Annotated in this window: 3 protein-coding genes; all 3 read right to left on the minus strand. The window is 70.9% G+C overall.

Translation table 11 applies throughout. From position 1 onward, the window contains the following. Positions 1-1561: type I polyketide synthase (locus AQJ58_RS39565; protein WP_420712212.1), on the minus strand; the 1561-nt coding region annotated here is incomplete at its 3' end. Beyond that, entirely contained in the window at positions 1558-6438 is a 4881-nt protein-coding gene (locus AQJ58_RS39570; protein WP_067259421.1) for a type I polyketide synthase, read from the minus strand. The genes AQJ58_RS39570 and AQJ58_RS39565, both read right to left, overlap by 4 nt. Positions 6439-6512: 74 nt before the next feature. Continuing rightward, on the minus strand, positions 6513-7570 hold a 1058-nt coding region (locus AQJ58_RS39575; protein ID WP_107122279.1), incomplete at its 5' end, for a beta-ketoacyl reductase.

Below are 7570 nucleotides of genomic sequence, written 5' to 3' on the forward strand. Positions count from 1 at the left end.
CCACACGGGACAACAACCGCTCACCCTGCGCCCGCAACGCCCCCTCCCCACGCCCCGACACCACCCACGGCACCACCGAAGGCACCCCCACCACACCCTCGACCACCAGCCCCGAAACCTCCGGAGCCTCCTCCACAATCACATGCGCATTCGTGCCACTCACACCAAAGGAAGAGATGCCCGCCCGACGCGGACGCCCCTCCACCGCCCGCCACTCGCGAGCCTCCGTCAGCAGCTCCACCGCGCCCGCCGACCAGTCCACCTCGCGCGTCGGCTCGGTGACGTGCAGGGTGCGCGGCAGCATGCCATGCCGCATGGACAGGACCATCTTGATGACGCCGGCGACACCGGCGGCGGCAGCGGTGTGGCCGATGTTGGACTTCACCGAGCCGAGCCACAAGGGATGTTCCCGATCCTGGCCGTAGGTGGCGAGCAGGGCCTGGGCCTCGATCGGGTCACCAAGGGTGGTGCCCGTGCCGTGGGCCTCCACGGCGTCGACGTCCGACGCGGAGAGGCGCGCGCCGGCAAGGGCGGCGCGGATCACGCGCTGCTGGGAGGGGCCGTTGGGGGCGGTGAGGCCGTTGCTGGCGCCGTCCTGGTTGACGGCCGAACCGCGCACGACCGCCAGCACCGGATGCCCGTTGCGCCGCGCGTCCGAAAGCCGCTCCAGCAGCAGCACGCCCACGCCCTCACCCCACGCCGTACCGTCGGCGGAGTCGGAGAACGCCTTGCAGCGACCGTCCGGCGACAGGGCGCCCTGACGGCTGAACTCCACGAACGCGCCGGGAGTGGTCATCAGGCTCACACCGCCGGCGAGGGCGAGGGAGCACTCGTCGTTGCGCAGCGCCTGGACCGCCAGATGCAGGGTCACCAGCGACGACGAGCACGCCGTGTCGACGGTCACCGCCGGGCCTTCCAGGCCGAGGAAGTACGACACCCTGCCCGAGAGCACGGCGCCGGACTTGCCCATGCCCAGGTAGCCCTCGACGGCCTCGGGCATCTCCCGCAGCAGAGCGCCGTAATCGTTGCCGTTGGTGCCGGCGAAGACACCAGTGCGGCTGCCCTTGAGCGACAGCGGGTCGATGCCGGCGTGTTCCAAGGTCTCCCAGGCCGTCTCCAGCAGCAGGCGGTGCTGTGGATCCATGGCCAGGGCCTCGCGCGGGGAGATCCCGAAGAAACCGGCGTCGAACTCGGCGGCGCTGTCGAGGAAGGCACCCTCACGGACGTAACTGCGGCCGTGCCGCGTGTGGTCCGGGTCGTACAGATCCTCGGCCCAGCCCCGGTCGGCCGGGAACGCGGACACCGCGTCGGTCCCCGAGGCAAGCAACGACCACAGGTCCTCGGGAGAACCGACCCCGCCCGGGAAACGGCAGCCCATGCCGACGATGGCGATCGGCTCACGTGACGCCGCCGCCATCCGGCGGTTCTCCTTGCGGAGGCGCTCGGTTTCCTTGAGCGAGGTGCGCAGGGCTTCGAGGATCTTCTCAGGAGAAGTACTACTCATGGCAAACTCCGCAGGTTCGAGGAATTCAGGGAGACTCGGCCGATTCGCATCAGTCAGGAATCACTGCCTTCGAATGCGATGCGGAGCAGGCTCTCTGCGTCCATGGAATCGATCGAATCCTCGTCGGCGGGCTCGATCTCGCCTTCGTCCATGGTGAATGCGACGGCGTCATCGACGTCCGCCAATCGCAACAGAATGTCCATGAGACCCGCGTCCCTGATACGCGCCAGGGGAATGGACGCCAGGGCCTTGCGGACCTTCTCGTCCTCCGTCCGGGTCTCCGCTTCCTCGTCCCCGTCCGCGAGGAGGAGCGATCGGAGGTACCCGGCGAGGGCGGTGGAGGTCGGGTGGTCGAAGACGAGCGTCGCCGGCAGCGTCAGGCCGGTCGCGGCCTTCAGCCTGTTCCGTAGTTCGACGGCGGTGAGCGAGTCGAAGCCCAGTTCCTTGAACGCCCGGTCGGCGGCCACGGCCTCCGCGTCCGGGAACGCCAGCACCCTGGCCACATGGGTGCGTACGAGGTCCAGCAGCGCGCGGGTCCGCTCGACCGGGGAGAGACCGCCGAGCTCGGCGCGCAGCAACTCGGCAGGATCGCCGACCGGGCCGGCACCGACGTCGGCAACCGCCCCCAGCGCCCGACGCGCCTCGGCGATCTCCGCGATGAGCGGCGAGTCACGCACGGTGGTGAAGGACGGTGCGAAGCGTTCCCAGTCGACGTCCGCGACGACGATCTGCTCCTCGCCCCGGCCCAGCACCGACTCCAGCGCCTTCAGCGCATCACCCGGCCCCATCGGCGCGACCCCGCCACGGTCCGCCCACGACTGCCTGGCCCCACCCGCAGCCAGACCGTCACCGGCCCAACGGCCCCACGCCACCGACGTCGCCGACAGCCCCTGAGCCCGGCGCACAGCCGCCAGCCCGTCCAGACAGGCATTCGCCGCCGCGTAGTTCGCCTGACCGGCACCACCCACCGTCCCCGCCAGCGACGAGAACAGCACGAACACCTCCAGCCCCAGATCCCGGGTCAGCTCGTGCAGATGCCAGGCGGCCTCCGCCTTCGACTGGAGCACGCCCGCCAGCCGCTGCGCCGACAGCGTCTCGATCACACCGTCGTCCAGCACACCCGCGGCGTGCACGACACCCGTCAACGCGGGAATCGACGCCGCCGCCAGGGAATCCAGCAGCGCCCGGACCTGCTCACGATCGGCCACATCACACGCGGCCACCGTCACACCGACACCAGCCCCCTCCAGCTCGCCACGCAGCACATCGGCCCCCGGCGCCCGCTCACCCCGACGCGAGACCAGCACCAGATGCTCCACCCCCCGCCCCGCCAGCCAACGCCCCACATGCCCACCCAGAGCACCCGTGCCACCAGTCACCAGAACCGTCCCCCGCGGACTCCACTCCCCAACACCAGCACCACCAGCACCACCAGCACCACCAGCACGCACCAGCCGACGCCCGAACACCCCCACCGAACGCACCGCGACCTGATCCTCACCAGAGGCGCCCGCCAGCACCGCCGCCAAACCGTCCACAACCCGGCCGTCGACCGAAGCGGGCAGATCCACCAGCCCACCCCAACGCTCCGGATACTCCAGGGCAGCCACCCGGCCAAAGCCCCACACCCCCGCCTGCACCGGACTCGCCACCCGATCCGCACCACCGACACCGACGGCACCCCGGGTCACACACCACACCGGCGCCCCCACCCCCACATCCCCCAGCGCCTGCACCAACTGAAGAGTCCCCGCCAGACCGGCCGAAACCCCACCGCCCACCGCATGCGCCGACTCGTCCAACGCCAGCAACGACAACACCCCGGCCACAGCCGCCACACCCCGCAGCGCATCAGCCAACCCAGCACGATCCGCCCCCGGCTCGACCGGGAGCCGCAGCACCTGCGCCCCCTTCGTCTCGAGGGCCCGGACCAGCGCAGACGTCCACTCCTCCTCGGCCAGGGCCAAGGGCACCACGACCAGCCAGGTGCCGGACAGCGCCTCGGCCTTCGCGGGCACCGGCCGCCACGCGACCCGGTACTGCCAGCCCTCCAACCGGGCCTCGTCACGCCGCTCCCGCCGCCACGACGACAACACCGGCAACGCCGCCTTCAACGGCTCGTCCGGCGACACACCAAGGACCGACGCCAGCGACTCCAGGTCCCCGCCCTCCACGACCTCCCAGAACCGCGCATCGGCCGGATCAGCGGCGGTGACGGCCTCGGCGACAGGCGCGTCGAGCCAGTAGCGGCGGCGCTGGAAGGCATACGTCGGCAGGTCGACGTGGCACGCACCCGTGCCGGCGAACGCCTGAGACCAGTCCACTTCCACGCCATGGACCCACAGCTCACCGAGGGAGGCCAGGAAGCGGTCCAGGCCGCCGTCGCCGCGGCGCAGACTGCCGGTTACAGCCGCCGACTCCACGATGCCCTCGATGTTCATCGCCAGCACCGGATGCGGGCTGACCTCGACAAACGCCTCGAAACCGGCTTCTGCCAGCGCCTCGACCGCAGCCTGGAAGCCCACCGTGCGGCGCAGGTTGCGATACCAGTACCCGCCATCCAGGGCCTGGGTGTCGAGCCAGTCGGCCTCGACCGTGGAGAAGAACGGCACCGTGGAGGTCTGCGGGCGTACCTCGGCCAGGACCTTGGCGAGGTCCTTCTCGATCCGCTCCACGTGGGATGTGTGGGAGGCGTAATCCACCGGGATACGACGAGCACGGACCTCGTCGGCCTCGCAGGCGGCGATCAGCTCGTCCAGGGCGGCGGGCTCGCCCGCGACGACGACCGAGGCCGGGCCGTTGAGCGCCGCGATCTCGATACGACCCTCCCAGGCGGCGATCCGCCCGGCAGCCTGCTCGGCGCCGAGCGCCAGGGAGACCATGCCGCCGTCACCGGCCAGGCCCGCCGCGATCGCCTTCGACCGCAAGGCCACCACCCGGGCACCATCCCTGAGGGTCAGCCCACCAGCGACGCACGCGGCAGCGATCTCACCCTGCGAATGCCCCACCACCGCGGCGGGTTCAACGCCATAGGAACGCCACAGCGCAGCCAGCGACACCATCACCGCCCACGACAGCGGCTGCACCACGTCCACGCGCTCCAGCGACGACGCACCCGAGGCACCGCGAAGAACCGCCTCCACGTCCCAGTCCACGAACTCAGCCAACGCCTGGGCACACTCGGCGAACCGCTCGGCGAACACCGGAGCGGAGTCCAGCAACTCCACACCCATCCCGGCCCACTGCGCACCCTGACCCGGGAACACGAACACCACCCGGCCACCAGAACCCGTCCCGGGATTCAAGTCACCCAGGCCAGCGAGGAGTTCGTCCCGGTCACGGCCGACCACAACCGCGCGGTGCTCAAACCGCGCCCGGCCCGCCAGCGTGAAACCCACATTCACCGGAGAGAACTCCGGCTCCTCCCCCAGGCGAGCGAGCAGCCTCCCGGCCTGCTCCCGCAGCGCCCCCGCACTACGCGCCGACAGCACCCACGGCACCGCCACCGGCTCCACCACAGCCGACCGCTCGATCTCCGGCGCCTGCTCCACAATCACATGCGCATTCGTGCCGCTCACGCCGAAGGACGAGACACCCGCCCGACGCGGACGCCCCTCCGTCTGCGGCCACTCCCGCGCCTCCGTCAGCAGCTCCACCGCCCCCGCCGACCAGTCCACCTTCGACGACGGCACACCCACATGCAGCGTCCGCGGCAGCACACCATGCCGCATCGCCTCAACCATCTTGATCACACCGCCGACACCCGCGGCCGCCTGGGTGTGCCCGATGTTCGACTTCAACGACCCCAGCCACAACGGCCGCTCCCGGTCCCGCCCGTACGTCGCGATCAGCGCCTGCGCCTCGATCGGATCCCCGAGCGTCGTCCCCGTCCCGTGCGCCTCGACCGCGTCCACCTCCGACGCCGAAAGCCGCGCATTCGCGAGCGCCGCCCGGATCACCCGCTGCTGAGACGGCCCGTTGGGAACGGTGAGCCCGCTGCTGGCGCCGTCCTGATTGACAGCCGACCCACGCACCACCGCCAGCACCTTGTGACCGTTGCGCCGCGCGTCCGACAGCCGCTCCAGGACCAGCATGCCCACGCCCTCGGCCCAGCCCGTGCCGTCGGCGTCGTCGGAGAACGACTTGCAGCGGCCGTCCGGGGACAGGCCCCGCTGCCGGCTGAACTCCACGAAGATGGTCGGGGAGGCCATGACAGCGACGCCGCCGGCCAGGGCCAGGGTGCACTCGCCCGACCGCAGGGCCTGCACCGCCAGGTGCAGGGCGACCAGCGAGGACGAGCACGCCGTGTCCACCGTCACCGCCGGGCCCTCCAGACCGAGGGTGTAGGAGATGCGCCCGGAGGCGACACTTCCGGCGCTGCCGTTGCCGACCTGGCCCTCGAAGCCGTCGGGTGCCTTGTGCATGCGGGCCGCGTAGTCGTTGTACATGACCCCCGCGAAGACGCCCGTCCGGCTGCCGCGCAGGGACTTCGGGTCGATGCCCCCGCGCTCCAGTGCCTCCCAGGAGGTCTCCAGGAGCAGCCGCTGCTGTGGGTCGGTGGCGAGTGCCTCGCGCGGTGACATGCCGAAGAACTCCGGGTCGAAGTCGGCCGCGTCGTGCAGGAAACCGCCCTCACGGACGTAGCTCTTGCCCTTGCGGTCCGGGTCCGGGTCGTACAGGGCGTCCACGTCCCAGCCACGGTCGGCCGGGAAGCCGGTGACCGCGTCGGCGCCGGCGGCGACCAGGTCCCAGAGGTGTCCGGGGGCGGTGATGCCGCCGGGGTAGCGGCAGCCCATGCCGACGATCGCGATGGGTTCGCGGTCCTTGGCCTCCAGTTCCTCCAGGCGACGGCGGGCCTGGCGAAGGTCAGCGGTCGCCAGTTTGAGGTAGGAACGGAGTTTTTCCTCGGTGGAATTACGGCCCTCGGTGGACATGCGGCATCAGCTCCCCGTAAAAGTCATGCTGGTGAAAACGGCCAGTCAGTTCATCCGGTCGTTCTTTCGTTCGTTCAGGATTTCCTCAGCTCGTTTTCGAGGGCGCTGAACAGTTCGTCGTCGGTGGCCGATTCGAAGTCGTCGTCATCCATGTCCTGCGGCGAGTGCGTCCCGGTGGCGTCGCCCAGTCTCGAGAGGAACGACTTCATGCGCACCGCGATTTCCATGCGCTTGAATTCGTCCGTGGCGAGGGATTCGAGGGTCTTCTCCCACCGGTCGAGCTCCGCGGAGACGGTGGCCGGCGACTGTGCCGCAGGGCCGTCCGCGGGGAGCGGGAGCTCGGCGCGGAGGTGGGCCGCGAGGGCTTCGGGGCTCGGATAGTCGAAGATGAGGGTGACGGGCAGGCGCAGGCCGGTCGCCGCGGTGAGGCGGTTGCGGAACTCAACCGCCATGAGTGAGTCGAATCCGAGATCCACGAATCCGCGCCCGGGTTCGATGGCGGACATCGTGGTGTGGCCGAGGATCGCCGCTGCCTGGGTGCGTACCAACTCCAGGAGGACGCGCCCGCGTTCGGACTCGTGAAGCCCGGCCAGTCGCCGCTTCAGCGTGGATTCGCTCTCCGCCGGTCCGGTTCCGGCGGCTGCGGCGCGCCGGGCGGGGACGCGGACCAGGTCGCGCATCATCACGGGCACGGCGTCCGGATCGGCCGGGCGGTTCAGCCTGGCGCGGTCGAACCGGATGGGCAGCAGGGCCGGGGCGGCCGACCGCTGGGCGGTGTCGAGGAGTTGGAGGGCCTGGGCGGTGGGCAGGGGGCTCATGCCGGCGCGGGTCAGGCGGCGGACGTCCGTCGGGGTGAGTCCGCCGGTCAGGCCGGTGACCTGCTCCCAGAATCCCCAGCCCAGGGACACGCCCGGCAGGCCCTGGGCCCGCCGAACCGTCGCCAGGGCGTCCAGGAAGGCGTTGGCCGCCGCGTAGTTGGCCTGGCCGAGGCTGCCGAAGGCGGAGGAGGCGGAGGAGAACAGCACGAAGGCCGTCAGGCCCAGGTCCCGGGTCAGTTCGTGCAGGTTCCAGGCACCGTCGAGCTTCGGCCGCAGCACCGTGTCGAGCCGCTCGGGGGTCAGGGACGACACAA

It is taken from the genome of Streptomyces sp. DSM 15324 (assembly GCF_001514285.1).
Taxonomy (GTDB): domain Bacteria; phylum Actinomycetota; class Actinomycetes; order Streptomycetales; family Streptomycetaceae; genus Streptomyces.

What these genes read in the sequence shown, in the direction of transcription:
- AQJ58_RS39570 (WP_067259421.1), bottom strand. Translation starts at nt 6,438, where the DNA reads ATGTCCACCGAGGGCCGTAATTCCACCGAGGAAAAACTCCGTTCCTAC.